We start from the raw sequence: 24688 nt of genomic DNA, 5'->3' as shown, positions 1-24688 counted from the left end.
ACGCCCTGCAGCATCGGTAACCGGAACCCCAAATGCGCGTCTGACGCCCGTTAGACGGCGTTTACCGACAGCTGAGGCGAAACCAACACCAAGGTTTAATACTCCGACCAATAAACTACCAGAACAGATGAGTTCTGAATCGCCACGGAACCCGCTGTTAGACACATGGACTGAAACATCGTCACATATGTTCAACAGCGTCGTCGCAGCTAACCGGGCAGCGTTCGCCGCGTTCGGCGTCCAGCAGGAGGACGAAGACGGCGTAACGCCCGCAGACCGTATCGAACCGGACGAAGACCTCCCCGAATGGCACGTCTCGATCTCCGAAGACCACCCGGGCCGCCTCGGCGTCGGCGACCACGTCGATTTCACGAAGACGATCTCGGAAAACGACGTGCGACAGTTCGCTGCCGCGAGCGGCGACACGAACCCGCTTCACTTGGACGACGAGTTCGCAGAGCAGACACGCTTCCGCGGCCGTATCGCCCACGGGACGCTCGTGGGGAGTCTCATCAGCGCGGCGCTGGCACGGCTGCCGGGACTGACTATCTATCTCTCGCAAGATCTGGAGTTCCACAACCCGGTCCGTATCGGCGACCGGCTCACTGCCGAATGTGAAATCGTCGAGGACCTCGGGGACGAACAGTACCGGCTGACCACACGCGTCCTCGTTGACGACGAAGTCGTCATCGACGGCGAAGCGGTCGTCCTCATCGACGAACTGCCGGAATAACTCAGCAGAACGCTCGCACCGCTCGGTTGAAACGGTCGGGGTGTTCCCGCGGCGGACAGTGCCCGCAGTTCTCGAAGATTTTCAGCGTGCTATCGGTAACCGTTCCAGCCGCCTGCTCGGACCACCGACGGGGGAGCAGTGGATCGACGGCCCCGTGAATCAGCATCGTCGGCACGTCTATCTCAGCTAACCGGTCGGAGTAATCAGTTCGGAAGCCACACCACCGGAACTCGCTGCGCTGCCAGCGCCGCATCGCCCGGACGGTCTGTCGGTCGACGGCGCTGTCGACATCCTCGACCAGTTGCTGGGGCGGCTCTCCGGGACCCATGCTTCGGAGACTGCTTCTGATCGCCGACTGGGATGATCCGACGCCCTGCCAGAGCATATTGCCGAGTATCGGCGTCTGCAAGACGCTGCTGGCTGCCGTGCGCCAGTAGGCGTCGGCTCCCAGGCCGTAACTGTCGACCAATACCAGCCGCTCGACGGGGCCACCATCGAGCGCGTGGCCGAGTGCGATTGCACCGCCCATCGAGAGGCCGGCCAGCGCGGGCTCCTCGATGCCGAGCGCATCGATGAACGCGGACAGCGTCTCGAGATAGTAGTCGGTCGTGTACGCGCGGTCGGGCTTATCGCTGTCGCCGTGGCCCGGTAAATCGAGCGCATACACCGTTCGTTCTGGCGCGAGTGCGGGTAGTGCGTGTCGCCACGAGACGGTCGCGGCGTCAAGCCCGATACCGTGGAGAAACACCATCGGCGGCCCCTCGCCGCCGGTCCGGTAGTGAATATCGATGTCCTCGCCGTCGACGGACAGCTCGACGCGTTCGGACGAAATCCCTGTAGTCATCGGCGTTCGTTCGGGACCGAGCGCGTATGAGCCTTTGTATCTGCCCAATTACCACGGTGGCAGTATCCGAGTGCAGTCACTCGGTTCGCTCATAGGCACCGTCCCGCCGGAGCCGGGCCTGCTTGCGGACAATAGCCGGCGTCCGGCAGCGGCCCGGTTCGCCGGTGACTTGCGGCACGGTACAGTTGTTACAGCTCTCACACAGCGCGTCCGCACCATCGAGCAGGCGCGCACCGAGCCGCGGCTCCGCGTAGAAGGGGCGGGCCATCCCGACCGCATCGGCGGCGGGCACGGCCCCGGTCGCGCCGAGATACCGGTCGCAATCGGCACGCGTTCGCAGCCCGCCCTCCAGCAGGACCGGCACATCCACGCGCTCGCGGACTGCCCGACAGAAGTCAGCGTTCCAGCCCGGGTCGCGGCTGAACCGACGGGCTTGCAGTCGATTGAGCAACCGGACAGCACGCGCTCGTAGTCGGCTACCGAAGACCGTCGCGTAGTCGTCCTGCAGGTCGCTCGCGTCCCAGGCTCGTTCCGGGAACGCGCCGCGGACGATGCTCATGTCCCAGAACGGGGACACCTCGACCGGAACGAGGCCGTCGTAGCCGATGGCCGCCGCACGCTCAGCGATGGCCAGACCGTCCGCCCAGGAAAGGTACCTTCGAACGAAACTCGGCGCAGCGGTCTCGGCTGGGACCTTCGTGACTAGTGGCACGTTGCCAGCGTGTGCTCGGACGGCGTCGTGGATCGCTTCGAGGAACCGGACGCCGTCGCCGAACTCGTCGTTCCGACGGTTGTAGAACGGCGAGAGGAACTGCTGGATCAGGCTCATGTTCGCCGCCGAGAGGTGGATGCCGTCGTAGCCCGCGTCGACGGCGTAGCCGGCACAGCGCCCGAACTGCTCGGCCAATTCCCACACCTCGCTCGTCGAGAGCACGTCGGGCTGGAGCGAAATCAGCCCGGCCCGGTCCAGCGCCCGGAGCTGCCACGGCGGACGGCTGACGGCAAGCTGGCGCTGGTCCGGGTGGGCTTCGCGGTATCCGGCGTGCCACGTCGCCATGCTCCGGAGGCCGCCGTGGGCCAGTTGGAGAAAGACCCGGCCGCCGTGGTCGTGAATCGCCCCAGTGAGCCGTTCGAGTCGCTCGACGAAGGCCGGGTCGTGGACCCGCGTCATGTTCGGCGCGGCACAGCCGCCACGGTCGGTGACGATGCTCGCGCCCTGAAACATGAGGCCGACACCTGAGGCTGCTGTCGGTTCAAGTTCGTCGATGAGTGTGTCGACAGCGGCCTCGCCGTTGCCCGCACACTCCAGTACCGGTGCGCGATACAGCCGGTTGGGGACCTCGACACCGCCGATCTGCAGCGGCGTCTCCAGCGCGGTCACGACTGCTCGCGCTCGTCGACCATTGCCTCAGTACGGGCGCTGTCCTGCGGTGTCACCTGCTGGATGGCCGCCCGGACCTCCGTCGGCGAGTCGAACGCCCCGTCGGTGCTGCGCTCGATTGCGGCGGAGAGGTCCTCGGCGGGCGGGTCGGCGCTGCCGTACTCGTCTGCTAGTTCCTCCACGCGGACCGGGTACGCGGCCCCACCGGTGGTGCGGTCGACCGTCGCCTCAACCCGGCGGGCACGCTCGCTGGCCCGCTGCCGTGCCGTCCGCTGTGGATCCATGTGTGAAGATAACATACTCGTCGTCAAAAATTCTATCGCTACTTCTCAACCGGGAGCAACGCGACACGCTCCCGAACGGCGTCGGGAAGGTTGCCGGCTGTCGCAGCGAGTTCGGTGTCCGTCACGTCGAAAAACGACCGGACTCGGTCGGCGTCGTACTCGCCCAGGGTGGGTGCAGCCGTAAGCTGCTCGCGAACGTCGTCTTTAGCTGCCTCAATACCGTTCTGTTCGCTTTTTCCTACGTGAGCATCCGTCCGGTCGTGGTCGACGATGACCGCGACGACGGGACAGAACCCCTCGCTGACACCCATCGTCAGCGCGCGGTTGATCTGCCGGCGGCCGGCCGCGTACAGCAGGATTTCGACGCCGAAGTCCTCGGCGATGGCGTCGCCCCGGTCGTGAGCCCGTGTTGCGAGGTCGACGGCCAATGCGAGATGGGCGCGGTCCACGACGTAGCGGGCGTCGAACGCCTGCACCGTGACGCCGTGGCGGTCACCGATTGCACTGAGCGTTTCCACGAACGTCCTCACGTCGTCGATTTCGGCGGTGCCTTCGACGACCTCCATTAGAAATCACCCAGACTTGACTGGTCGTCGTTAGCGGTCGATCCAGCGTTTGTGTCCCCGTCTGTACCGTCGTCGAGGTCGACGGATACGTCTGGTGCGGGCTCGACGCCCTCCATCGACGGGTCCCGGTGCCCGGCGTTCTCCAGCACGTTCTCGGCCGTCTTCCGGCGGCCCCGCAACGCTGCCAGCACGACGGCTTTGTCCGCGTCCCGGAGCTGTGCACGGTCGGTAATGCCGGCCTGAAACAGCCGCCGAGCGCGCTTGCGACCGACGCCGCGGACGCCGGCCAGATCGACTAGCTCCTCGCGGACGCCATGTTCGACGCGGATGCGGGCCTCGCTGATGGCCCGGGCGGCATCCAGATCGACCTCGCTGGCCAGCGATTCGGCGGCCCCAAGCAGCCACTGGGCCGTCTCGACCTTCCCGCGGATGTCGCCCGGGCCGACGCCGTACCGCTCCGTGATGGTCGCCTCGTCGACCTCCGTGGCCCAGTCTTCGAGCAGACGGGCAGTCTTCAGCGCCGAGAGCCAGTCCTCGAAGCGGCCCTCCTCGAACTCCGAGGGCGTGGGGCCAAGCAGTTCGTCTTCGCGCTCGAACAATTCCATCTCGTACTCCTCGCGGTCGCCCGAGCGGAGATACAGCTGGTACATATCCGGCGTCCGCGAGACGAGGTGGTACAGGCCCAGCGCGGAGATGTCGTCCGGGTCCGCGTCGGCGTCGTCGGTCTCGTCAACATCCTCAGCCAGTTCGTTAGCGGTCGTAAAGCCGCTGTCAGCCGGCGGTTCCGCGGGCGTCTCAGCCGGCGACCCGCTTGCCGATGTGCTGTCGCTGGCTCCTCGCTCCCAGTCGCGCAAGCCGTCGACGATTTCCGCGGCGCTCATCGGGTCCAGATAGAGCCGCGAGACGGTGTGGCCCAGCGATGTGGCATCCAGCTCGCCGTCCTCTATTTCAAGGAAGTCGTTGCGCTGGAGGTACGTGAGCACGTCGTCGACGACGCGTTCGAGCTGCCCGCCCTCGTCGGTCTGGCTGGCGTACAGCGTCTGTTCGAGGAACTCAAGCAGTCCCTCTCGCGAGCGGGCGAAGCCAGAGGCGACGGTCGCGAGGATATGGGTCCGCAGGGCCGGTTCGGCCGCGAGTTTCGACCTGACCGGTTCCGGGTCGGCCCAGACGTAGCGCTCGAACAGTTCGTCCACTTCATCGTGGCTGGAGGCGATGAGAACCGCCTCGCCGTAGGGGTCGAGTCCCGGGCGGCCGGCCCGCCCCATCATCTGGTGGACTTCGAGCACCGAGAGCGGGGCCATCCCGCCGGCCGAGCCGTCGTAGCGCCGCCAGTCGCGGACGACGACGCGTCGCGAGGGCGTGTTGACGCCGGCGGCGAGCGTCGGCGTCGCACAGACGACCTTCACCAGCCGGTCCCGGAAGGCGTCCTCGACGAGTTCGCGGTGGCCCCGGGAGAGACCGGCGTGGTGGAACGCCGCCCCATCCGCGACGGCGTCCGCGAGGTCGTCGCTCGTCTCCGTGTCGCTCACGTCGCGGATCTCCTCGGCGATGTCGGCCAGCTGCTCTTGCTCCTCAGCTGTGAGGTGAGGCCGGACGGTGTTGGCCAGCCGGCCTGCCGCCGCCTCGGCGTTGCGCCGGGAGTTGACGAACACCAGCGTCGAGCCGTCGTCCTCCAGCGTGTCGCGGACGATAGCCGCCGTCTGCTTCTCGTTGTTCTGTACCGAGAGGCGTTGCTGGCTCCCGTCTTCAAGATGCAGCGCCTGCCCGTAGTGGACCCCCTTCTGGAGGTCGATGGGTCGCCAATCAGAGTCGACGAGCCCCGCATCGAGCCACGTCGCCAGCGCCTCCGCGTTGCCGATGGTCGCCGACAGTGCGACGGTCTGCAAATCGGGATTGAGCCGGCGGAGTTTCGCCAGCGTCACTTCCAGTGTCGGCCCCCGCTCGCCGTCGTCGACGAGGTGGACCTCGTCGGTGACGACACAGGTGAGGTCCTCGATCCAGGGCGCGTCGTTCCGGACCAGCGAGTCCACTTTCTCGCTGGTCGCGACGACGATGTCCTTGTCCGCGAGCCACCCGCCCTCAGACTCGTAGTTCCCCGTCGAGACGCCGATATCGAGGCCGTACTGCTCGAATTCCTCGAAGTCGGCCTGCTTCTCGCTGGCCAGCGCTCGCAGTGGAACGATGTACAGCGCTTTGCCGCCGCGGGCGACCGAGGAGAGCATCGCTAGCTCGGCGATGAGGGTCTTTCCGCTTGCTGTCGGAATCGATGCGACCAGATTCTCCCCCTCGGTGACGCCGGCCTCAACGGCTTCGGCCTGTGGCGGGTACAGCTCTTCGATGCCGTCATCGCGCAGGTGGTCCGGGAGCCACTCGGGCACGCCCGGCAGGTCCGCAACGTCCATTACACCCCGCTTGGGTCCTGCCCCGATTTAAACTGTCGCACTGCAACCGCGTTGACCCGCTGACGCATCGAGCACCGAGGGGAACGCCTTTGGACACGAGTAGCCAACACGAGGTATGCGAGTCGAGTACGACTACGACACCTGTATCGGGATGTTCCAGTGTGTCGCGGAGTGGGACGCCTTCGAGCGCGACGAGGACGCCGGCAAAGCAGTGCTGGCGGACAGCGAGGAACAAGAAGAAGACGTGTTTGTCCGGGAGGTTCCCGACGACGCCGAACTGGACGCGAAGTTCGCTGCCCGGTCCTGTCCGGTTGACGCTATCACACTTTACGACGACGACGGCGAACAGCTCATTCCCTGATTAGTCCCTCGACGGTCGCTTCAAGCACGACGGTTCCGGCGGTGTGGCCGTCAGCCTGCTTCGCCGCGGCTGTGTCGGCCTGACCGGGGTCATCGCCGCAATTGACGCGCCGGACAGCCACATCGCCGATAAGAGCGACGCCATCGTCGGCATCCGAGTCAGCGTCCACGATTGTCAGTTCACAGACTAGCGTCTCGCCGGTGTACACCGGGCGCTGGAACTGCAGGTCCATCCGCGAGGCAAGCACTTCCAGATCACCGCCGATGCTGGTCAGCAGTGACGCGGTGAGCAACCCCTGGACCATCCGCCGGCCGTCTCCATCAGGCACCGTGTGGCGGGGCTGGTCGTCTCCGGAAAGGGCGGCGAACTGGTCGACGTCTTCGGGCTGAAACGTCCGGGTTTCGGTGAATGTCTCACCGACTTCGACGGGAGGCATATGCTGGGTTGTCGGCACTTTGGGGCAAAAAGCCCCGGCCTCGTCCCGAAACCCACAGGGGGCTGGGCTCCTCAAATAAGGGCGATGTCGAATGGTGGTCCCCTCCGCCGCTTGCTGACTGCGTTCCCCGCATTGCTGGCCAGTGCAGGCCTCGTCGACCGCGAGAAGGCGACGGCCGCGACCGACCTCGCCGCGCCGGTGATGGTGACGGGCGGCCTCCGTATCCTCCTGCGCCTCGCCGATTTTCTGATGGTCGGTCTGGCGCTCGGTGACGCGGCCATCGCCGGCCTCGAACTCGGCTTCCAGTACTACTTCGTCGGGTTCGGGCTCTCGCTCGCGGTCTCCTCCGGGACGATCAGCGTCGTCTCGCGGTTGCAGGGGGCCGATCAGCCTGAACGGGCGAACCTCGCAGTCAAGCAGTCGCTATGGCTCGCGTTGCTCGTCTCCCTGCCGCTGTCGGCGCTGTGTTGGCGCTATCCGGAGCTACTGGTAGGGATTCTCACCGACGACGCGGCGACGATCCGGTTCGGCGCGACGTATCTCGCCATCGTGATGCTGTCGCTGGCCCCGCGGTTCTGGAGCATGGTCGCCGCCCGGGCGCTGGCGGGCAGCGCCGATACCCGAACGCCGATGTACGTCCGCCTGCTTACGCTGCCGACGAACGTCGCACTCAACGCCGTCCTCATCTTCGGCGTCGGCCCGTTCCCCGAACTCGGCATCGCCGGTGCGGCGTGGGGGACAGTCATCGCGAACACGCTCGCGGCAGTGATTTTCCTCGGACTGTTGCTGTCCGGGCGCTACGTCGTCACGCTCCGACCCGGCGGGACGCAGTTCAGCGTCGGCCTGATGCGCGAAATCGTCCGCGTTGCCCTACCATTGTCCGGAATGCGGCTACTGCAGACGTTCGCCCGCTTCCCGTTCCTGTTCATCCTAGGCGTGCTGGGGACGCCAACGCTCGCGGCCTACGCAATCGGCCGCCGAGTCATGCTACTCGCGCTGATGCCGGCGTGGGGGTACGCCACCGCCGCGTCAACCCTGGTCGGGCAGTCACTGGGGGCCGGTGACGAAGGGGAGGCGACCGCCTACGGCTGGCAGACGCTTCGCGTAGCGCTCGCCGTCCAGCTCGTCGCGGCGGTCCTGCTCGTGGTGTTTGCCCGCCCCATCGTCGCCCTGTTCGGGACCGCCTACCCCGACCTGGCGGCGGCGTTCGTCCGGGTGTTCGGCCTGCTCGTCGCCGGCTTCTCCGTCTCCCGAACGATGCGGGGGAGCCTGCGGGGCGCTGGCGACACCCGCTGGCCGCTGTACGGGACGGTTCTGGGCGGCTATTGCTACCGGCTCCCGGTAGCTGCCCTCGCCCTGCCGCCGTCGTTCGTCGTAACCGTTCCGGTCCTCGGCATCGCTGTCTCGCCGGGCCTTGGGCTCGGGCTGCCGGCGATATTCGCTGCACTCGTCGGCGATTTTTACCTGAAGGCCGCGGTCAACGCGGGCCGGTTCTGGTCCGGCAGGTGGCGCGCCGTGGCCAAGCGGTCGGGCGTCGGTGCGACCGACGACTGACGTCGGAGGCTATCAGCCACACCGGCCCGCTGTCGACCGCTTCACTCGACCTGCGCGACGGCTTCGACCTCAACGACGGCCTCGGGTGTTGCCAGCCCATTCACTTCGACCATCGTCGCAACGGGGCGAACGTCGTCGAAGAACTCGCTGTGGGCCTCGCCGACCTGTTCCTGATCGTCGATGTCGGTGACGTACATCCTGGTCTGTACGACGTCCTCAATGGCGGCGTCGAGGGCTGTCAGTGCGTCCGAGACGATACCGAAGGCGTGTTTCGTCTGTTCGTAGGGGTCGCCCGGCGCGACAACTTCGCCATCGTCGTCCGTGGCGATGGTGCCGGCGACACGGACGGTATCGCCAGTGCGTATCGCTCGCGAGTAGCCAACCTGCTGTTCCCAGGCAGTCCCCGTCGAAGTGCGTTCGCGACGCATACTCGATACTCGCTTCGGACCCCGAAAATCGTTTCTCAAGTTTTAATGTCCGGCCCGAGATACTCATTGGCATGAGCAAGGCCACAAAAATTGTCCTCGGAACAATCGGCGTGTCGGCACTACTGTCGGTCGGCATCATCATCAACCTCGTCCTGTTCTCGGCGTAGATGTTCACCGAGCGCTCACTGGCCGGCGAGCTGCCGGCCGTACGTGACGCCTACGCCCCAAAGGCGCTCGTATTGAACTGCGACCGTGACTTCGAGACGCTGGACCCCGCAGTCGCCGAGGAACTCCTGCTGGTGACCGACAGCCTCGATCAGATTTCTTACGACGGTGCGTGGCTCCCGACCACAGCGCCAGAAGTGCTACAGGAGTACATCGGGAACAGCCTCACCATCGGGATGCCCGGCGACGGCGGCGTCGCCTGGACACGACAGACGGTCCCACCCTGCGTGTTCGTCAAGCCGCGACTGGAAACGTCGCCAGACGACTTCGTCTCGTTTCTCGTCGCCGAGGCGCTCGTCGAGGTCAGCCTCGACGAACCCGAGCATTTTCTGGGTTTCTTCGGCGAGCGCTATCCGGATTTCGTGGCCGCCACCGAGGACCACCTCGATTCGAACGCCCGGTACCAACTCGCAGCGGCGGTGTACACGGCGTATCTGGGCCTGCAGACCCGCGCGGAGTTCACCGACTGGGCCGACGACTATCCGGATCTGTACGCGGCGTGGGACGACGCCGGCGAACGCCTGCAACCCCGCCTCGACGACCTCCCCAGCGAGATTGCACAGGGCCAGACGGAGTTCGCCGCGGCCGCCGAACTCGCCTGTAGCGGCATCAAGCACGGACTCGACCTGCCCGCACCGTTTGCCGCGCTCGACACGGACGCCTATCTGGAATACGGCGCTGACTACGCCGTCCAGTGGGCCGAGACGACGTTCGAGAAGATGGAGTAACGGAGTGCCGTGTCGGTGCTCCAGTAAATACAGTTTAATACGACGTATTACAGCCGTTCCAGCACCGCGTCGGCGTCGTAGTTGAGCGTCAGTTCCCGCGAGCGGCCCCGGCCCTCGACATTTGTGTAGTCGGCGTCGATGATGTCGAGCTGGTCGAGCTTGTTGATTATTTCCGAGTAGCGCGTGTACCCCAGGTCCGTCTGCTCGGAGAAGGCGTCGTAGATGTCGCCGGCCTGCTGGCCGTCGTGGGCGGCGATGACCTCCACGAGCGCGGTCTCCGAGTCCGATAGCTCCCGCAACCGGCGAGAGAGGTGGACGTATTTGGACTTGTCGTAGGCCGCCTCGACATCCTCGGTTTCGACGGAGCGGGAGGCGCGCCGCTCGGCGTTCATCCCGGCCCGACGCAGGAGGTCGATGCCGACCCGGAGGTCGCCGCCCTGCTCCTCAGTCAGTTCGGCGACGCGGTCAAGCACTGTGGGCCCGACGACACCTTCGTTGAACCCCCGGTCGGCGCGCTCGCCCAGAATATCTGCGATTTCGGCCTGTCCGTACGGGTTGAAATACACCTCCTCCGGGCGAAATACGGACTGGACGCGTGTATCGAGGGCGTCGATGACATCGAGTTCAAGATCCGAGGAGACGCAGATGACACCGATTTTCGCGCCGGAGTGGGCCTCGTGGGCGCGCAGCAGAGAGTACAGCGTGTCGCTGGCCTCGCTCTCGTAGAACAGATAGTTCACGTCGTCGAGAGCGACGACGAGTACCTCGTCCTCCTCGACTAGTTTATCGGTAATCTGGGAAAACAGCTTCTTGAAAGAGATGCCCGAGGAGGGCGGTTCGTAGTCGAATATCTCGGCGAATAGCCGCGAAAAGACGGCATAGCGCGTCGAGTCCATCTGGCAGTTCACCCGGACGGTTTTGACATCCGTCTGTGCGGTGAGTTCGTCGAACAGGATCTGGGCGGCAGTCGTCTTCCCTGTACCGGGCGGCCCGCGGGCGATGACGTTGAGCGGGCGCGACCCCCGGACGGCCGGCCGGAGCGCGTACTTCAGCGTCTCCATCTGGGTGTCCCGGTGTTTGAACGTCTCCGGGAGCCAGTCGATTTCAAAGACGTGTTCGTCCCGAAAGACGGACTCGTCCCAGCCGAGCATCCGGTCCTCGGGGTCGTCGCTCATCACTTTCACCGAGCTTCGCGGCCCACTTAACCATTTGCCACAGCTTCACCCACAGTGACAGGTCGGTGCGTCTCAGGCGGTCACTACTCGAACTTTCCGAGCAAATCACTGTAGAATCCATCGGCATCGTCGGTCCCGTCGTCGGCGAGCTTCTCGACGATGAGTTCCGGCGTCGAGCGGGCGAGCTTTCCCTTGACCGGCGAGCGCTCGACGCGCAGTTCGCCGTTTTCCAGCCCCTTGGCCTCGATACCGTCGATGCTGATGTCGGTCTCGGCGGCCTCGCTGATGTCGCGTGCGAGGTGGGAGACAAAAATCGCCGTGGCCTGGCGCTCGCCCAGCGCTTCGAGGATGCCGGCCATGATCTTCGCGCTGGCCCCCGGCTCGGTTATCGATTCGAGTTCGTCGACGAGCACCATCACTGGGCGGTCGTCGGTCCCACCCGCCGGCCCGTCGCCGTCCGCGGTTGCATCGTCGCCAGCCGCTGTCCCGTCCCCATCCGCTGCCGTCGGCGACCGGTGGTCCACGTCCGCGACGAGATCTCCGAACTCCCGGAGCGTGGCCTCGAACGCGCCGGCGTCCAGCGTCCCCTGGGTTTTGGCGTGGTAGTGGAGTTCGGAGATCCGCCCGATGCGGGCCGACTCGGCCGGAACGGGCAGGCCCATATGTGCCAGCGTCGTCACCAGCGCCACGAGGTCCAGCGTCGAGGTCTTGCCACCGCTGTTGACCCCCGAGAGGACCGTCACGCCCTCGACGGCGTAGTCGACGGGCTCGACCTCGTCGAAGAGAACATCGAGCAGCGGGGAGCGCCCGCCCTCAATGGCGACCCCCTCAGACTCGGTAACGTCCGGCATCGTACAGTCGAAATCATCGGCGAAGCGGGCGATCGCCAGTTCCACGTCGAGTTCCAGCGCCGCATCGACCAGCGCCGCGGCGTCGTCGCGCATCTCGGCGAGGTCGTCGGCGAGTTCCCGCTTTCGGCGGGTGGCACGCTGGTCGCGCGCCGCGGTGAGTTCCTCGCGGAGCCGGGCGACGACGTCTTCGCTGTGTTCGACGGGATAGGCGGGCTCGTCGGGAAACGCCCGGCGCGCCGTCGCTTCCATGTCCCGGAGCGCCAGCGCGTCGACGAGGTGGTCGCGGGCCTTCTCGACAGCCGCGGCGTACTCGTCGGCCAGTTCCCGCTGGAGCAACGAGTCGACGCCCGCGCCGCGTTCGACCAGCGACAGCAGGTCCGTCCCTTCGATGGTCACGTCCTGCTCCTCGATGGCCTCACGGAGGTGGTCGTTGGCGACGCTTTCTGCGGTTGAGACCGCCGCGTCGAGATCGTCGACAGCGGTGGCGAGCCGGTCGAGTTCCTCGTCGCCGCTGACGCCCCCGTCCTCGTCGAGCTGATCGAGCGCCGACAGGAGCGTCTCCAGATCACACGGCGCGTCAAGGTCGGCGACGCGGTGAACCTCAGCGGCGGCCCGTATCCGGTCGCGGTTGCGGGCGAAGAAGGTGAGTACGCGTTCCGGAACGACCGATTCGGGTTCTTCGAGCGCGTTCGGTTCTACCCGTACGTCGCCCTCGATGTCGACGCCGGCGAAGGCTTCGTCCAGCGCGACGACCGTCGAGTACGAGCGAGCGAGTTCGGCCAGCTGACGGGCGTCGTCGACGACTTCGACGCTGACCTCCGGGATCGCAGCCTGCGCGTCGGCGTAGCGCTCGGCGTCGCGGGTCGCCAGACAGCGGTCACGGACCCGCACGTCGCCGGGTTCGGCCAGGGGTTCGACGGCCGAGAGGGCATCGAGTACTGCCGGGTCAGGCTCGCGGGTCATCGCCGACTCGGCGAACGAGCGGACCTCCTCGATGCGGCTACGGACGCCACTGGGGTAGATCGTTTCCAATCGCTTCGCGGCGTAGTCGGTTACCGTCCGGTCGGTCAGCAGCGCCAGTGCGTCCTCGTGGATCTCGCGGGCGCGTTTCGTCGCGGTGAACCCACCGGGGTCGTCGTGTTCGGCCCGGATCGCGCCGCGAGCGATGCGGGCGGCCCGACCCTCGCTGATACCCGGTGCGCGTGCGAGCGACGCCACGTCGCCGTCCCGGAGTGCCGCCTCCGGGTCGTCTAGTTCCCGGAGCGCCGCGGCTGTCTTCGCCCCGACGCCCGGAACCGATTCGAGCTCCATCTGCCCGCCCATTCGACGCCAGCGAGAAAAAACCCGTTGCCAGCGGTTCCGGCGCAGCGGAGCGGTCAATACCGCTCCGGCTCGGTCAGTCAAACACCGAACGCGAAGGCGTTTTTGCGCTCCACCGAGAAAGACGTTCCATGTCTGCTGTTTCGGAGAAGCTAGCGGCCGCCCGCGAAGACCTCAAGTCGCGAGACGGCGTGCTGATCGCCTTCTCCGGTGGGGTCGATTCGAGTGTTGTCGCCGCACTGGCGTACGACGCCCTCGGCGACGACGCCATCGCCTGTACTGCCAAGTCTGAGACGCTCCCCGCCGCCGAGCTTACGGACGCCACCCGCGTCGCTGAGGAGATCGGCATCCGCCACGAGATCGTGGAGTTCTCCGAACTCGACAGCGAGGAGTTCATCCAGAACGACGACATGCGGTGTTACCACTGCCGGTCGATGCGACTGGGCGCGATGTACGACCGCGCCCGTGAACTCGACATCGACGTGGTGTGTGACGGGACGAACGCCTCCGACGTGGGCGAGGGCCACCGCCCTGGCCTTCGCGCCGTCGAGGAACTGGACGCCTACTCGCCGTTGCTGGAACACGGCATCGAGAAATCCGAGGTCCGTGAAATCGCTCACGAGTACGACCTTTCGGTCGCCGACAAGCCCTCGATGGCGTGTCTCTCCTCGCGGATTCCGACCGGCCTCGAAGTGACCGAAGAACGACTCTCCCGCGTTGAGAAGGCCGAGCGCCTCCTCCGGACGTGGGGCTTCGAGCAGTTCCGCGTGCGCGACCACGACGGCCTCGCCCGGATTGAGGTCGGTGAGGAAGAACTCGAAACCGCGCTCGATCCCGACTTCGTTCGCACCGCCCGCGACCACATTGAGGACTGCGGCTTCGACCACGTCACGCTCGACCTCCACGGGTACGAAACCGGCAGTGTGAGCCCAGAAACGGAGGAACCAGCCGAAGAAGAGGCAGAGGACGTGGTCAGCAACGTTTTCGACGCCGACTATCCGTCCGTCGACTAAGAAGTTCACGCTCGTCCGGCAGGGCTATTTCTCAGCGGCGACTATCGTTCAGTCCAGCAGCGTCCGCCAGCCGGTCATCTCCTCGCTGACCAGTGCAGGACCGTCCTCGTCCAGTCGGATTTCGTTGACCGCGCAGTTCGGCTGTGAACTCTTCGCCAGCGCCGCGTCCGGGTCGTTGTCAGTGAGTTTCGCCAGCAGGACCTTGATGACGCCGCCGTGGGTGACCACGAGCGTCGTTTCGCCGGCGTCGGTGGTCGCAATCGCCCGGTCCCACCCGGATTCGACCCGCCCGCGGAAGGCCGGGATGCCCTCGCCGCCCTCCGGGGCCGCATCGAACGAGATGACACTCGCGTCTTGGTCGTGGTCGGGAAACTCATCGAGCAGTTCCTCGGCGTACAGGCCCTGCACGATGCCGAACCCGCGCTCGCGCCAGTCGGTGTCGAACTCGGGGTCGGGTAACCCACCGTAGCCGTCGTTGGCTGCGGCGGCCGTTTCGCGGGTCCGCCGGAGGTCCGACGCGAAGACCCGGTCGACGCCGTAGCGCTCGTCGAGCCACGTTCCGAGCGCTGTGGCCTGCTTCTGTCCCTGTTCGGTCAGCCGACTCGGGGCCCATCCCTGGATGCGCCCGTCGCGGTTCCACGTCGTCTCGCCGTGTCGGGCGACAAGTAGGGTTCCCATCTTATTCACCCCGGTTTCGCCAGCGTGCGACGGCGATGGTCCCCTCATAGAGGAGGACGAGGCCGGCAGCGACGGCGATTGCGGCATTTCTCGGGAGGCTGAACTGGTTGATGAGGCGGAACAGCGTTGGGTCGGGGCTGCCGAGGTAGCCGACGACGATGGCGACGGCCCACACCGGCAGGCGGGCAGCCCGGAACCCGCGCCAGAGTTTGACCGAGCCGTAGTAGTTCTTGTTCACGTACGCCAGCGCCTCGAACAGGACGATCATCCCACCGCCGACGAGCATCGGCGTGGCGTTCCCGAGGCCGACGGCCGCCAGCGTCTCAGTGACTGTGGCTGGCAATTGCTCGTAATAGCCTGTCGGGACTGGTGCGGGGCTGAGGACGTAGCCGGCAATACCGGCGGTCAGCCACGCGACCGGACGGCGCGCGGCGAGGTCGTCCGCCGTCGGGACCGGCGACGTGCTGCCGGTCCAGCGAAGGAGCAGCAGGGTACCCTCGAACAGCCCGATCATCGTCACAGCGACCATGAGCGGGGCCATCCCAGTCGGGTCCGGGCTGAACAGGAACGCCACGGCGGCGAAGCCACCCCAGAAGTACAGCCGCCGGTCCTGCAGCCACTGGCGCGTCGTCACGCCCATCATCACCGCAAGCATCACGAACAGCGGGATCTGGAAGATGAGCGCGAACAGCCCGAGCATCAGAATGATGAGGTTGAACGTCTCGCTCAGGCCGAACGCGAGGTCGGCTGCGCGGTCGGAGTAGGTAATGAAGTAATCGAACATCGCCCGAAGCACGGCGAAGTACGCGAAGCCGACGCCGACAGCTGCGAGCACGAGGCTCGTCGGAACCGCGGCCAGGTAGTAGCGTCGCTCGCGGGGGTACAGCCCCGGTCGCATGAACAGGTACGTCTCGTAGACGAACACCGGCAAGGCAACGATAAAGCCGACTAGCGAAGATACCTTGAGACGCGCCAGAATGAGCGCGAGCGGGTTGTACACGTTCGGACAGTCAGCGCCCTCGACGACACTGCCGTCGATGTTCGTGGCGACCTGCCCACAGGCCTCGGCCGGCCCGTCGAGGAACGAGTACCACAGGAAATTGATGAGTTCGTCGGAGTACGGGAGGGCGATGACGGCAACGACGGCCATCACGCCGACGACGACGAACAGCCGCATCGCCATCTCCTCGACGTGGTCGGCCAGAGGCATCTCCTCGTCGTCGGGTGCGCCCTCGTCGACGATGTCGTCGTCGGGGTCGTAGCTCGGCGCATTGCCGCCGCCAGTCGTCGGCGCAGCACCACCGGCACCAGCCGGTGACGGTGTCGACTTGCCCCAGTCGGTCGGAACGTCAGCCGGCACAGCGGCGGCAATGTCGGACGCCTCGCGGTCGAACAGTCCGTCGCTGGATTCGGCTTCAGTCGGCGCGGCGTGTGAGCCAACAGTATTCTCATCGCCGCCGGCCGGTGCGGGTCCGGGACCCGTCACGTCATCTGTCTCCCGATTGGCATCGGCCGCAGCCACGGGGTCGGTAGGGAGTGACGAATCGTCGGACTCGTCGTCGGACGGTAGTGACGGCTCATCGGGCCCGCGCCGCTCGTCGTCTGCGTCACCGTCCTCCATCTGTCCCCGGCTTAGACGGTGGGTGTTGTAAACTTTCTTTTCGAGCAGTGGCCGTCACCGGGATGAATAAATTGATAACGCCCACTGGGCTAGGCACAGAGAAGATGGCGAGTGCTATCGACGAGGACACCGTCCAGACGGTCCAGAGTGGGCGCGCCACGCTCGGCGCGATGCTCCGCTCAGCGCAGGTGCACCTCCAGAAGGTGTTCATCGTCTTCGTCATCGGGATGATCGGCACGATCATGGGACTGCAGTACGGCGTCTGGGACACGCTGCGTGCCGATCTCCTGTACTCGCAGATGGACCTCACCACACAGGAGGCCACGAGCATTGTCGCGGTCACGCCGTTCGACGTTATCCTCCTGCAGGTGAAAATCGGAGCGGTCATCGGAATTCTCATGTCGCTGCCGCTGTTGATCTACTTCGGCCGCGACGGGCTCCGCCAGCGCGGCTGGTGGCCAGCCGAACACATCCCGACCTGGAAGGGCGCGCTGTTCGTCAGCATAAGCCTGGGCCTGTTTTTCGGCGGTGTCGCCTACGCCTACGAACTGTTCTTCCCGCTGATGTTCAACTTCCTCGCCGGGGACGCGTTCAAGGCCGGCTTCACGCCGCAGTACTCCATCGTCAAGTGGTTCCAGTTCGTCTTCCTGCTGGCCGTCTCCTTCGGACTCGCCGCCCAGTTGCCGCTGGTGATGACGGTGCTTTCCTACACCGAAATCGTTCCCTACGAGACGTTCCGTGACAAGTGGCGCTACGCGGTGATGGGGATTTTCGCCTTCGGTGCGCTGTTCTCGCCGCCGGACCCCTTTACGCAGATCATGTGGGCCGCTCCGCTGTGTGGCCTCTACGGGATCAGCCTCGCACTGGCGAAGCTTGCGATGCTGGTCAGGCGCTCCGGTGACCTCGTCAGTACCAGTACCGTCGCCCGTGAGCACTGGAACACGATTCTCGGCGGTGCAGTGCTGAGCGGCGGTGTGGTGTACTACGTCCTGGCGACACCGGCGTTCCAGTACATCCAGCAGTTCGCCGAGATATTCCCGTCCGACCGGCTCACTGGCGACATTCAGCCGCCGGCGCTGTTCGGGCTCCCCGTCGAAAGTACGGCACTGCTCATTGCTGCCGGCTTCGGTGTCATCGGTGCTGTCGTCGTCCTGTACTACCACGTTCTGACCGCACTGTCAGAGAAAGCCGGTCCCGGTCAGGTCGGTGACCCGACGGCCATCGACATTGGCGAACTCAACGCCTCGGCCGTCGAGGTCGCGCCCCCCGAGGTGTTCGAGGAGATGACCGAGGACGAGGCACTTGCCCACGCCGACCGCGCTCTTGCGGACGACAACAAGGAGAAAGCACAGGCCGTCCTCGACCGCTGGGACATGGCCCACGAGGACGACCCGGAGGACGAGGGTGACGCCGCAGAGGGAGTGGACGGGACCGCCGAAGCGGACGAGGAAGACGCAGGCGTGTTCACCTCGACGACCGCCGGCATGGTCGACGCCTTCACCGAGGACGAGACCACTGAAGACGAGATCGGCGGCTACTACTACGACATCCAGTTCATCCTCAGCGCGCTGGCCTCCCGGGCGTTCGTGATTCTTGGCATCTTCGGTGCGGTGCTCTCCGCCGCGTTCCTGTTCCTCTATCAGGGCGGTATCGGGTCGATACAGCGGACGTTCGTCAGCCGGCTCCCGCCGGAGATGGCCGCCGACGTGAGCATCGTCACACTCCACCCCGTGGAGCACCTCGTGTTCATCGTCAAGTTCTCGACGATACTCGGAGCCGTCTCCATCATCCCCGTGGTGCTGTACTTCGCATGGCCGGCGATGCGCGAGCGCGGCCTCGTCATCGGGAACCGCAATATCCTCGGCGTCTGGGGCGGGACGCTGTTCGCCGCACTCATCGGCGGAAGCCTGCTCGGGTTCCTCTACGTGGCCCCGATGACCATCTCCTGGATCGCCTACGACCAGCTGAACTCGAACATGGTCATCGCCTACCGAGTAAGCAAGTTCGGCTGGCTCGTGTTCTTCCTTACCGTCGGGATCGGCCTGCTGGCGGAAATCCCGGTGACGATGTTCCTGTTCCACAAGGGCGGAATCATCCCGTTCCGCCTGATGTACGAGCGCTGGCGGGAGGTCGTCATCGCTATCGTCGCCCTCTCGGCGATTCTCTCGCCCAGCGGCATCTTCACGATGTTCATCGTCGGCATCCCGACGGCACTGGCGTACATGCTCGGCCTCGGCATCCTCTGGGTGTACACGCTCGGCGGCCGGCGGACGACGAACCGGCGCAGCGAACCGGCTGACTGATAGCTGTTCGCGGAGACGAGTCGGGGAGTGTTATTCGACGATGATCGCGCCACCGTCCCGGTCGTGGAACGCGCAGTGATACTCATAACAACCTGAAACCCCGATAGCAGTCCCGCGAGACGCTCCTCTACTGGCCGAAATCTGGGATTTTCCTCCATCCGGCCTGTCGTGAGTGCAGTAGCTCTTGTGATGCCCGGAGACCGCCTGCGAGCCGATACGTCCGGTCGGCAAACCGCAGTGGCTAAGCATATGCTCGACATATTCCCCAGATATGCCCAAGATAAGCGTCGAAGTCCCGGCCGAACTACTGAACGACATCGACAAGCACGTCGGCGAGGACGGGAAGTTCGTCAACCGAAGCGAGGCCATCCGCGCCTCAGTACGAAAGACGCTTGACATGCTCGACGACATCGATGAACGGCAGGGACGACTCGACGATGAGCAGTGAGCGGTCGGAGGCGGTACGCGTCGGCCTTGTCGCGCTGTTCGTAACGGCACTGGTCACCTCGCAAGTGACCGCTTCGAAGCTGCTCGCGTTCTCGCTGCCGTTTTCGCTCCCGCTTGCCGGGTCGACACTCGTCCTGCCCGGGGCCGCGCTGGCCTACGCGCTGACGTTCTTCGCCTCCGACTGCTACGCAGAGCTGTACGGCCGTCGGGCCGCAACGGTCGTCGTCAACGTTGGCTTCGTCATGAACTTCATTCTGCTGGCGCTGATCTGGAGCACGATTCTCGCCCCCGGACTCCCGCAGGCGAATCAGCCGGTCGACCTTGCGGCTTTCCAGAACGTGCTCGGGGCCAGCACGGCCATCGTCGTCGCCAGCCTGTCGGCCTACGTCGTGAGTCAGAACTGGGACGTGTTCGTCTTCCACTGGCTCAGGGACCGAACGGACGGTGAGAAGCTCTGGCTCCGCAATATCGGCTCGACAGCCACCAGCCAGCTCATCGATACGATCATCTTCGTCGGCGTCGGCTTCGTCCTGTTTCAGGGCGTCCCGCCGGCCGAGGCGCTGGTGCTCATCGTGGGCCAGTACCTGCTGAAACTCGCTATCGCCGTCGTGGATACGCCCTTTGTTTACGCCGTCGTCGGCTTCGCCCGACGAAACGACATCGGCGGCCCGACCCCAGCGCGAGCCGACTGAGAAGGGGCCTCAGCGATTTACTCGACCGGTTCGGCGAACGCGTACCGGGGTTTCACGTCGTCGATTCGGACCTCGACGGTCTGGCCGTCTTCGACGCCGCTGACGAACACGGTGAAGTTCTCGACCTTTGCGATACCGTCGCCCTCCTCGCCGATGTCGTCGATAGTGACTTCGACGATGTCACCCTCGCGAACCGGCCCAGTCAGGCGGTGTTTCGCCACCAGATACAGCTCCGAGGAAGAGTCCCGCGAGGCGTCGGGACGGACCTCGCGGACGTACTCGAACTCCGGTTCGATGTCGGCGATGAGGTCGTCGAGGTCCTGTCCGTCGAACACCTTCGCACAGAAGTCCCCGCCGGCGTCGAGCAGGTCCGTCGCCACGTCGAAGGCCTGTCGGACCAGATGAACCGACCGGGCGTGATCGAGATCGTACTGGCCGGTCATGTTCGGGGCCATGTCGGAGATCACAACGTCGACCGGACCCCCGCTGCCGTCGCTCTCACCGACGATTTCGCGGATCTCGTCTTTCGTGCTGTCTTCGGTCATGTCGCCACGGACGTACTCGACGGTCGGCTCGGGATCTTCTAGGTCATCGATTGTCTGGCGGTCGACACCGACGAGCGTGCCGCGTTCGCCGATGCGCTCGGCCGCGACCTGCATCCAGCCGCCGGGTGCCGCGCCGAGGTCGACGACGGTCCGTCCCTCGCCGAGGAGGCCAGCCGTGTCATCCAGCTGCTGGAGCTTGTAGGCCGACCGCGCGCGATACCCCTCCTGCTTCGCTCTGTTGTAGTAGTCGTCTTTGCCCGACATAGTTACCACACACCGCGTACGTCTCGACCGCCGAAATATGGCGAAATCGTAGTCATAGTGAGAGGAAGGCGGTCAGCGCTGAAATGGATGCCGACTCGGAGTTTCCGGTCACCACTGCATGACGGCCGCTGTCAGTTGTTCCGATGGATATCGACAGTTTCCGGGACTACATTACCACCGGCCCGAACACGTTCAGTGCCGTTCTTACCGCGCAAGAACGCGTCTCAGCGGCTGAGATTTGCCGGCCCCCTATATACAGGTCACGCGCTGAGTCCCATCTGTAGGAAGTGACCTCCCAATGTCAACCATTCCGACGGCGACGCGGAGGCGGGTGTTAGAAGCCCTGGGCGTCGGCACGGCCGCACTTGCGGGCTGTGCCAGCGCACCGGGCGCAAAAGAGCAAGCGACCGAAGCGGAGACGACCCCACAGGAGCCAGCTATGAACGGCGCACAACAGACTGACGTCGACCGTATCGCCGCGGACCCGACCGCGATCCCGGACCCCATCGACCGGTCGGAACCAAAGACCGTGTCGGTCGAGATGACCACCAAAGAGCAGGTCGCCGAGGTCGAGCCGGGCGTCACCTACACGTACATGACCTTTGGCGGCCAGATTCCCGGCCCGATGATCCGGGTTCGCCGGGGCGACACAGTCGAACTCACCATCACGAACGAGAAGGGGAACTCGATGCCCCACAACATCGATCTCCACGCCGTCCGCGGCCCCGGGGGCGGTGCCGAGGCGTCGATGGTCACGCCGGGCCAGACCAAGACGTTCCGCTTCAAGGCCACCTACCCCGGCGCGTTCATCTACCACTGTGCCGTCCCGAACCTCGATATGCACATCTCCTCGGGGATGTTCGGGATGATACTCGTCGAGCCGAAGGAGGGGCTCCCCGAAGTGGATCACGAGTTCTACTTCGGGCAGCACGAGCTGTACACCACCGGCGAGGCGGGCGAGAAGGGCCACCACGACTTCGACATGGAGGCGATGGCAGCCGAGGACCCGACCTACGTCCTGATGAACGGCGAGAAGTACGCCATCACGCCGGACCGATACGGCTCGCCGAGGATCTCGGTCGGCGATACCGCCCGCGTGTTCTTCGTGACCGGGGGACCGAACCTCGACTCCAGTTTCCACCCCATCGGGTCCGTCTGGGACGAGGTCTGGCAGCAGGGTGCTATCGCCGGACCGCCGAACAAGTACGTCCAGACCACGCCGGTCAAGCCGGGGTCCTGTGCCATCACGACGCTCCACGCCGAAGTGCCCGGCCCGATCAAACTAGTCGACCACGCGCTCTCCCGGGTCGCCCGCAAGGGCATGATGGCGATCATCAACCGCGAAGGATCGGCAAACCCCGACGTGTTCGAGCCGGAGGCCTGACCGCTTCGCCGGAGTAACGCTGTGCACTGCCGCTTCGTGTTCTGATCGGTCACTCGATAGAGTCCGCTCACGAGCGCCGTCCCACCCGCGGTCGCTCGCGCGCACGCGGTTTCAATGAGGGACTTTTTAATGGATGGGGGCATAGTCCGGTCCAAGATGTTCAACGCCATCGTGAGCGCAGACACGCTCCAGGCGACTCTCGACTCTGTGAGCGTGCTGGTGGACGAGTGCAAGATCCACCTCGAAGAAGACGGGCTGGAAATCCGGGCAGTCGACCCGGCAAACGTTGGAATGGTCGACCTGCGGCTCGACGCGGCGGCGTTCGAGTCCTACGAGACTGACGGTGGGCTCATCGGCGTCAATCTCTCCCGCCTCGAAGACATCGCCGGCATGGCCGACGCCGGCCAGCTCGTCCACCTCGATCTCGACGAGGAGACGCGGAAACTCCACATCTCTATCGACGGCCTCGAATACACCCTCGCGCTGATCGACCCCGACTCCATCCGTCAGGAGCCCGACCTCCCGGATCTGGACCTCTCGGCGAATATCGTCATCGAGGGGAAAGACATCGACCGGTCGGTCACCGCGGCGGACATGGTCAGCGACCACATCGCACTGGGCGTCGACGCCACCGAGGAGTTGTTCTACGTCGACGCCGAGGGCGACACAGACGATGTCCACCTCGAACTCACCCGCGACGACCTCATCGACCTCACCCCCGGGGACGCCCACTCGCTGTTCTCGCTGGATTACCTGAAGAACATGAACAAGGCCATCCCGAAAGACGCCGAAGTCGAGATGGAACTCGGCGAGGAGTTCCCGGTCAAGATGCACTTCAGCTTCGCCGAGGGGCAGGGCAGAGTCACGTACATGCTCGCGCCGCGCATCCAGAGCGAATAACGACAGATGCCGTCCGCGCCGCCGGTTCCGGCCACCGACTGGCTGCCAGACGACTCCGAGACGGAGACGCTCTCGCTCCCAGACGGTCGGCGGCTGGCGTACGCCACCTACGGCGACGCCGACGGCTATCCAGTTCTTTTCTGTCACGGTACCCCCGGATCACACGTCATCGCACGACTGCTCGCCGCACCGGCTCGCAACCGCGGCATCAACCTCATCGCCCCGGACCGGCCGGGCATCGGAAACTCGGAAGACGCTTCCGTCACGCTCGAAGACTGGCCGGACGACGCCGCGCAGCTTCTGTCCCATCTTGATATCAACGCAGCCGGTGCCGTCGGCTTCTCCGGCGGCGGCCCGTTCGCGCTGGCCTGTCACCGACTGCCGGAGATAGAGCGAATCGCGCTGTTGGGTAGCAGCGGCCCGCCGTCAGTCGGCACGACGGGGCGCGTCCAGCAGTTCGTCGGGGCACTCTCCCGACACGCTCCGTGGGCGCTCGGGCGACTCTTCCGACTGCAGCGATGGTTTGCTGTCCGCAGGGACCCGTCCTACGCTGTCGGGTTCGTTGCCGAGGAGACACCGGAGACAGACACCCTGGCAGCCGGCGAGGTGGCGCGAATCGTCCGCGCCGATATGCTCACGTCGATGGCACGCGGCCCGAGCGGGATCATCCGCGAGCAGCGACTTCTCTCACAACCATGGCCGTTTGCCCTCGAAGACATTTCAGTGCCGGTTAGCGTGTTTCAGGGGCAAAACGACGCTAACGTTGCCCCGTCCACGGGGCGCGCTCTCGCACAGCGGCTTCCGGACGCTTCATTTGAAGCCGTCGACAGCGACCATCTCGGTACGCTGACAGCTGCTGGCAGCGATGCGCTGGCCGCCGTACAGCGTCGCACGCGCGTCTGACGTAGCGTTTTGTGGGTCGGGTGCCAACGGGCCGGTATGGAGAACCTCGGGGACGCGTACAGCGACCGGCGGTGGGAGGGCCGTGACCCTCGCCGCGTCGTTGCCGGCGCGACCCTGGGTGGTGTCGGCGCGCTGACGGTGGTCGTCGCGATACTGCTGGTGACGACGCCGCTGTCGGCAGTCGTCGGCGCAACTGAACCCCACGCCGCCGAGAAACTCGGCGGGACGCTGGGCGGCCTTGGTATTCCCGCGATGTTCCTGAGCGTCGTCGCTGTCCTCCCTTCAAGCCGCCGCGAGCAGGGCGGTGTCGGCGTCGGCGCGTTCCTCTGTCTGGTCGGTGTGGGGCTGTTTCAAACGGCGTATCCCTACAACTGGACCGTCGGTGCGCAGACGCTGGCGTTCGAGACAACGATGGCGTACTTCATCGGGACGTGTGTGGCGTTCTGGTTCGTCTTCACTGCCATGGCGAGCTTCCGACGACGGAACAACCCCCATGGCACGGTGAAAATCGAGATTTCACACAAAGGAGAAACCAAGACCGTCGAAGTGTCTCCGAAGGAATACAGGCGCTACACGCAGGCGGTTCGCGGCGACGGCGGCACGACCGACGAGGTCATTCAGGAACTGGAGTCACGAATCGAAGACTGAGC

General features: G+C 65.4%; 25 protein-coding genes. 13 read left to right on the top strand and 12 right to left on the bottom strand.

The window, feature by feature from the left end:
* The first annotated feature begins 187 nt into the window (after positions 1-187).
* The gene (locus IEY38_RS05470; RefSeq protein WP_170097393.1) at positions 188-733 is read left to right on the top strand and encodes a MaoC family dehydratase; all 546 of its coding nucleotides are present in this window, start codon (positions 188-190) and stop codon (positions 731-733) included.
* A 1-nt stretch (position 734) separates the two neighbouring features.
* Here IEY38_RS05470 and IEY38_RS05465 read toward each other — a convergent pair whose 3' ends face one another.
* From IEY38_RS05465 to IEY38_RS05445, 5 genes are all read right to left on the bottom strand, one after another.
* Positions 735-1577 (bottom strand): alpha/beta fold hydrolase, encoded by an 843-nt coding sequence (locus IEY38_RS05465; protein WP_188975971.1) that lies wholly within the window; start codon positions 1575-1577, stop codon positions 735-737.
* A 76-nt stretch (positions 1578-1653) separates the two neighbouring features.
* Positions 1654-2958 (bottom strand): oxidoreductase, encoded by a 1305-nt coding sequence (locus IEY38_RS05460; protein WP_188975969.1) that lies wholly within the window; start codon positions 2956-2958, stop codon positions 1654-1656.
* Positions 2955-3242: a hypothetical protein gene (locus IEY38_RS05455; RefSeq protein WP_188975967.1), complete on the bottom strand. Its 288-nt coding sequence runs from the start codon at positions 3240-3242 to the stop codon at positions 2955-2957. The genes IEY38_RS05460 and IEY38_RS05455 overlap by 4 nt, the downstream gene beginning before the upstream one ends.
* 38 nt (positions 3243-3280) lie before the next feature.
* Positions 3281-3808 (bottom strand): KEOPS complex subunit Cgi121, encoded by a 528-nt coding sequence (gene cgi121 / locus IEY38_RS05450; protein ID WP_188975965.1) that lies wholly within the window; start codon positions 3806-3808, stop codon positions 3281-3283.
* On the bottom strand, positions 3808-6210 hold the full coding sequence (locus tag IEY38_RS05445; protein WP_188975963.1) for an ATP-dependent DNA helicase: 2403 nt from the start codon (positions 6208-6210) through the stop codon (positions 3808-3810). The genes cgi121 and IEY38_RS05445 overlap by 1 nt, the downstream gene beginning before the upstream one ends.
* 115 nt (positions 6211-6325) lie before the next feature.
* On the opposite strand from IEY38_RS05445, the gene IEY38_RS05440 reads away from it, so the two are divergent.
* A complete protein-coding gene (locus tag IEY38_RS05440) occupies positions 6326-6571 on the top strand; it encodes a ferredoxin (protein ID WP_005536607.1) in 246 nt (81 codons plus the stop codon).
* Here the strand turns inward: IEY38_RS05440 and IEY38_RS05435 are convergent.
* Positions 6561-7007: a MaoC/PaaZ C-terminal domain-containing protein gene (locus tag IEY38_RS05435; RefSeq protein ID WP_188975962.1), complete on the bottom strand. Its 447-nt coding sequence runs from the start codon at positions 7005-7007 to the stop codon at positions 6561-6563. The two genes, IEY38_RS05440 and IEY38_RS05435, sit on opposite strands and share 11 nt — an antisense overlap.
* Before the next feature lie 84 nt (positions 7008-7091).
* Between IEY38_RS05435 and IEY38_RS05430 the strand changes: the two genes are divergently transcribed.
* Positions 7092-8561, top strand: a complete 1470-nt coding sequence (locus IEY38_RS05430; RefSeq protein ID WP_188975960.1) for an MATE family efflux transporter — start codon at positions 7092-7094, stop codon at positions 8559-8561.
* Positions 8562-8602: 41 nt separating this feature from the next.
* On the opposite strand, the gene IEY38_RS05425 is transcribed toward IEY38_RS05430, so the two are convergent.
* The gene (locus IEY38_RS05425) at positions 8603-8989 is read right to left on the bottom strand and encodes a RidA family protein (protein WP_188975958.1); all 387 of its coding nucleotides are present in this window, start codon (positions 8987-8989) and stop codon (positions 8603-8605) included.
* Positions 8990-9060: 71 nt separating this feature from the next.
* Between IEY38_RS05425 and IEY38_RS21925 the strand changes: the two genes are divergently transcribed.
* Positions 9061-9156 carry a hypothetical protein gene (locus IEY38_RS21925; RefSeq protein ID WP_004960365.1) on the top strand — a complete coding sequence of 32 codons (96 nt, stop codon included), beginning with the start codon at positions 9061-9063 and terminating at the stop codon, positions 9154-9156.
* The gene (locus tag IEY38_RS05420) at positions 9157-9942 is read left to right on the top strand and encodes a DUF7089 family protein (RefSeq protein WP_188975956.1); all 786 of its coding nucleotides are present in this window, start codon (positions 9157-9159) and stop codon (positions 9940-9942) included.
* 47 nt (positions 9943-9989) lie between these two features.
* Here IEY38_RS05420 and IEY38_RS05415 read toward each other — a convergent pair whose 3' ends face one another.
* Together IEY38_RS05415 and IEY38_RS05410 are read right to left on the bottom strand one after the other, a co-directional pair.
* Positions 9990-11117, bottom strand: a complete 1128-nt coding sequence (locus tag IEY38_RS05415; RefSeq protein WP_188975954.1) for an ORC1-type DNA replication protein — start codon at positions 11115-11117, stop codon at positions 9990-9992.
* 83 nt (positions 11118-11200) lie between these two features.
* Positions 11201-13279 (bottom strand): helix-hairpin-helix domain-containing protein, encoded by a 2079-nt coding sequence (locus IEY38_RS05410; RefSeq protein ID WP_188975951.1) that lies wholly within the window; start codon positions 13277-13279, stop codon positions 11201-11203.
* A gap of 140 nt (positions 13280-13419) precedes the next feature.
* Here IEY38_RS05410 and larE point away from each other — a divergent pair, with 140 nt between their 5' ends.
* The gene (larE, locus tag IEY38_RS05405) at positions 13420-14301 is read left to right on the top strand and encodes an ATP-dependent sacrificial sulfur transferase LarE (protein ID WP_188975950.1); all 882 of its coding nucleotides are present in this window, start codon (positions 13420-13422) and stop codon (positions 14299-14301) included.
* 48 nt (positions 14302-14349) lie between these two features.
* Here larE and IEY38_RS05400 read toward each other — a convergent pair whose 3' ends face one another.
* Together IEY38_RS05400 and tatC are read right to left on the bottom strand one after the other, a co-directional pair.
* Positions 14350-14979 (bottom strand): histidine phosphatase family protein, encoded by a 630-nt coding sequence (locus tag IEY38_RS05400; RefSeq protein WP_188975948.1) that lies wholly within the window; start codon positions 14977-14979, stop codon positions 14350-14352.
* A 1-nt stretch (position 14980) separates the two neighbouring features.
* A complete protein-coding gene (tatC, locus tag IEY38_RS05395) occupies positions 14981-16600 on the bottom strand; it encodes a twin-arginine translocase subunit TatC (protein ID WP_188975946.1) in 1620 nt (539 codons plus the stop codon).
* Positions 16601-16704: 104 nt separating this feature from the next.
* Here tatC and IEY38_RS05390 point away from each other — a divergent pair, with 104 nt between their 5' ends.
* The 3 genes from IEY38_RS05390 (at position 16705) to IEY38_RS05380 (ending at position 20042) form a co-directional block, all read left to right on the top strand.
* On the top strand, positions 16705-18903 hold the full coding sequence (locus tag IEY38_RS05390) for a twin-arginine translocase subunit TatC (RefSeq protein ID WP_188975944.1): 2199 nt from the start codon (positions 16705-16707) through the stop codon (positions 18901-18903).
* Positions 18904-19174: 271 nt separating this feature from the next.
* On the top strand, positions 19175-19351 hold the full coding sequence (locus IEY38_RS05385; RefSeq protein WP_004516031.1) for a ribbon-helix-helix domain-containing protein: 177 nt from the start codon (positions 19175-19177) through the stop codon (positions 19349-19351).
* A complete protein-coding gene (locus IEY38_RS05380) occupies positions 19341-20042 on the top strand; it encodes a queuosine precursor transporter (RefSeq protein ID WP_188975943.1) in 702 nt (233 codons plus the stop codon). Before IEY38_RS05385 ends, IEY38_RS05380 begins: the two co-directional genes overlap by 11 nt.
* Before the next feature lie 17 nt (positions 20043-20059).
* Here the strand turns inward: IEY38_RS05380 and IEY38_RS05375 are convergent, their stop codons facing one another.
* Positions 20060-20851 (bottom strand): 23S rRNA (uridine(2552)-2'-O)-methyltransferase, encoded by a 792-nt coding sequence (locus tag IEY38_RS05375; RefSeq protein ID WP_170096485.1) that lies wholly within the window; start codon positions 20849-20851, stop codon positions 20060-20062.
* Between the two features lie 298 nt (positions 20852-21149).
* Here IEY38_RS05375 and nirK point away from each other — a divergent pair, with 298 nt between their 5' ends.
* From nirK to IEY38_RS05355, 4 genes are all read left to right on the top strand, one after another.
* Positions 21150-22235: a copper-containing nitrite reductase gene (gene nirK, locus IEY38_RS05370; protein ID WP_188975941.1), complete on the top strand. Its 1086-nt coding sequence runs from the start codon at positions 21150-21152 to the stop codon at positions 22233-22235.
* Positions 22236-22391: 156 nt separating this feature from the next.
* Positions 22392-23135, top strand: coding sequence for a DNA polymerase sliding clamp (locus tag IEY38_RS05365; RefSeq protein WP_004516027.1), 744 nt, complete (start codon positions 22392-22394; stop codon positions 23133-23135).
* Positions 23136-23141: 6 nt separating this feature from the next.
* Entirely contained in the window at positions 23142-24038 is an 897-nt protein-coding gene (locus IEY38_RS05360; protein ID WP_188975939.1) for an alpha/beta fold hydrolase, read from the top strand.
* 36 nt (positions 24039-24074) lie between these two features.
* Entirely contained in the window at positions 24075-24686 is a 612-nt protein-coding gene (locus IEY38_RS05355; protein WP_188975937.1) for a DUF7139 domain-containing protein, read from the top strand.
* Positions 24687-24688 lie beyond the last annotated feature (2 nt).

Origin of the sequence: Haloarcula sebkhae (genome assembly GCF_014647415.1) — an archaeon.
Taxonomy (GTDB): Archaea; Halobacteriota; Halobacteria; order Halobacteriales; family Haloarculaceae; genus Haloarcula; species Haloarcula sebkhae.
The sequence above is the reverse complement of the archived record's forward strand: the minus strand, read 5'-3'. Positions and strand labels throughout refer to the sequence as shown.

What these genes read in the sequence shown, in the direction of transcription:
- IEY38_RS05440 (WP_005536607.1), top strand. Translation starts at nt 6,326, where the DNA reads ATGCGAGTCGAGTACGACTACGACACCTGTATCGGGATGTTCCAGTGT.
- IEY38_RS05400 (WP_188975948.1), bottom strand. Translation starts at nt 14,979, where the DNA reads ATGGGAACCCTACTTGTCGCCCGACACGGCGAGACGACGTGGAACCGC.
- nirK (WP_188975941.1), top strand. Translation starts at nt 21,150, where the DNA reads ATGTCAACCATTCCGACGGCGACGCGGAGGCGGGTGTTAGAAGCCCTG.
- IEY38_RS05410 (WP_188975951.1), bottom strand. Translation starts at nt 13,279, where the DNA reads ATGGAGCTCGAATCGGTTCCGGGCGTCGGGGCGAAGACAGCCGCGGCG.
- IEY38_RS05420 (WP_188975956.1), top strand. Translation starts at nt 9,157, where the DNA reads ATGTTCACCGAGCGCTCACTGGCCGGCGAGCTGCCGGCCGTACGTGAC.
- IEY38_RS05435 (WP_188975962.1), bottom strand. Translation starts at nt 7,007, where the DNA reads ATGCCTCCCGTCGAAGTCGGTGAGACATTCACCGAAACCCGGACGTTT.
- larE (WP_188975950.1), top strand. Translation starts at nt 13,420, where the DNA reads ATGTCTGCTGTTTCGGAGAAGCTAGCGGCCGCCCGCGAAGACCTCAAG.
- IEY38_RS05355 (WP_188975937.1), top strand. Translation starts at nt 24,075, where the DNA reads ATGGAGAACCTCGGGGACGCGTACAGCGACCGGCGGTGGGAGGGCCGT.
- IEY38_RS21925 (WP_004960365.1), top strand. Translation starts at nt 9,061, where the DNA reads ATGAGCAAGGCCACAAAAATTGTCCTCGGAACAATCGGCGTGTCGGCA.
- IEY38_RS05380 (WP_188975943.1), top strand. Translation starts at nt 19,341, where the DNA reads ATGAGCAGTGAGCGGTCGGAGGCGGTACGCGTCGGCCTTGTCGCGCTG.
- IEY38_RS05425 (WP_188975958.1), bottom strand. Translation starts at nt 8,989, where the DNA reads ATGCGTCGCGAACGCACTTCGACGGGGACTGCCTGGGAACAGCAGGTT.
- IEY38_RS05445 (WP_188975963.1), bottom strand. Translation starts at nt 6,210, where the DNA reads ATGGACGTTGCGGACCTGCCGGGCGTGCCCGAGTGGCTCCCGGACCAC.
- IEY38_RS05455 (WP_188975967.1), bottom strand. Translation starts at nt 3,242, where the DNA reads ATGGATCCACAGCGGACGGCACGGCAGCGGGCCAGCGAGCGTGCCCGC.
- IEY38_RS05360 (WP_188975939.1), top strand. Translation starts at nt 23,142, where the DNA reads ATGCCGTCCGCGCCGCCGGTTCCGGCCACCGACTGGCTGCCAGACGAC.
- IEY38_RS05470 (WP_170097393.1), top strand. Translation starts at nt 188, where the DNA reads ATGTTCAACAGCGTCGTCGCAGCTAACCGGGCAGCGTTCGCCGCGTTC.
- IEY38_RS05385 (WP_004516031.1), top strand. Translation starts at nt 19,175, where the DNA reads ATGCCCAAGATAAGCGTCGAAGTCCCGGCCGAACTACTGAACGACATC.
- IEY38_RS05415 (WP_188975954.1), bottom strand. Translation starts at nt 11,117, where the DNA reads ATGAGCGACGACCCCGAGGACCGGATGCTCGGCTGGGACGAGTCCGTC.
- IEY38_RS05375 (WP_170096485.1), bottom strand. Translation starts at nt 20,851, where the DNA reads ATGTCGGGCAAAGACGACTACTACAACAGAGCGAAGCAGGAGGGGTAT.
- IEY38_RS05465 (WP_188975971.1), bottom strand. Translation starts at nt 1,577, where the DNA reads ATGACTACAGGGATTTCGTCCGAACGCGTCGAGCTGTCCGTCGACGGC.
- IEY38_RS05365 (WP_004516027.1), top strand. Translation starts at nt 22,392, where the DNA reads ATGTTCAACGCCATCGTGAGCGCAGACACGCTCCAGGCGACTCTCGAC.
- cgi121 (WP_188975965.1), bottom strand. Translation starts at nt 3,808, where the DNA reads ATGGAGGTCGTCGAAGGCACCGCCGAAATCGACGACGTGAGGACGTTC.
- IEY38_RS05430 (WP_188975960.1), top strand. Translation starts at nt 7,092, where the DNA reads ATGTCGAATGGTGGTCCCCTCCGCCGCTTGCTGACTGCGTTCCCCGCA.
- tatC (WP_188975946.1), bottom strand. Translation starts at nt 16,600, where the DNA reads ATGGAGGACGGTGACGCAGACGACGAGCGGCGCGGGCCCGATGAGCCG.
- IEY38_RS05390 (WP_188975944.1), top strand. Translation starts at nt 16,705, where the DNA reads ATGGCGAGTGCTATCGACGAGGACACCGTCCAGACGGTCCAGAGTGGG.